Annotated in this window: 1 protein-coding gene; it reads left to right on the top strand. The window is 40.0% G+C overall.

Annotated elements, in window-relative coordinates:
• Positions 1-288: 288 nt before the first annotated feature.
• Positions 289-615: a hypothetical protein gene (locus tag PKE79_RS16495; protein ID WP_050516389.1), complete on the top strand. Its 327-nt coding sequence runs from the start codon at positions 289-291 to the stop codon at positions 613-615.
• Positions 616-783: the final 168 nt, after the last annotated feature.

The raw sequence follows: 783 nt of genomic DNA, 5'->3' as shown, positions 1-783 counted from the left end.
TCCCCAATTGACTTACCCTTCGAACAAACCGCCTCCCCAGGCGGTTTTTTCGTTTACAGTGCAAGAGATTACGCGCAGAAAAAAAGGATCTCAAGAAGATCCTTTAAATGATCGTCAGTTCTGTTATCCCCGGAGCTCCATCCATCCCACGGAAAAACACCCGCCACTGATGCCCTCAGCGCACTGCACATCATGTACAAACCACTCCCTCCCTCCTTTTTTATTGCGTTTCTTAATGCGCAATGGTAGCTTTGTGCGCAACAAAAAACGCAATAGCAAGGGGGGGTAATGAGAGAAAGAACAAATATCATGCTAGATATAGGATTAAAGCAATCCTTACAACGGCTTTCGAATAAAACCAAAATGAGTCTAAGTGATCTTATTAACCAGAGATTATCAGGTTCACTTTCAGTTGAAGAACGCATTGGCGAAAAGCCTGAATGGATGAGAAACCTTGATCCCTATCTCGCCAATCACTTTTCAAATATTGAGTTACCGCTCCCTTCACCATTAAAAGAATACCAAGAAAAAATGGATGAGATAGATTCAATTATTAATGACATGATGGTTCTAAAGGAATATTTCAGAGCTAAGTTTTACGACGAAATAAAATAGGCACGCTATACGGAGGCGGAGAATTATGTTTTTTAAACGGTATTTAACGGAGAAGGAAATATACAAGGCAGCACTCCCAATTGTTAGGCTTCAAGGGAGAGTTAACACTTCATTACGTTTTTTATCCAAATACTCAGATGTAAACAAAAATGGATTAATTGCATTGCA

Source organism: Microbacterium barkeri, assembly GCF_027921765.1.
In the GTDB taxonomy this organism is placed as follows: domain Bacteria; phylum Actinomycetota; class Actinomycetes; order Actinomycetales; family Microbacteriaceae; genus Microbacterium; species Microbacterium barkeri.
Note: the sequence above shows the minus strand (reverse complement) of the source record. Positions and strands in the feature narration are given on the sequence as shown.

What these genes read in the sequence shown, in the direction of transcription:
- PKE79_RS16495 (WP_050516389.1), top strand. Translation starts at nt 289, where the DNA reads ATGAGAGAAAGAACAAATATCATGCTAGATATAGGATTAAAGCAATCC.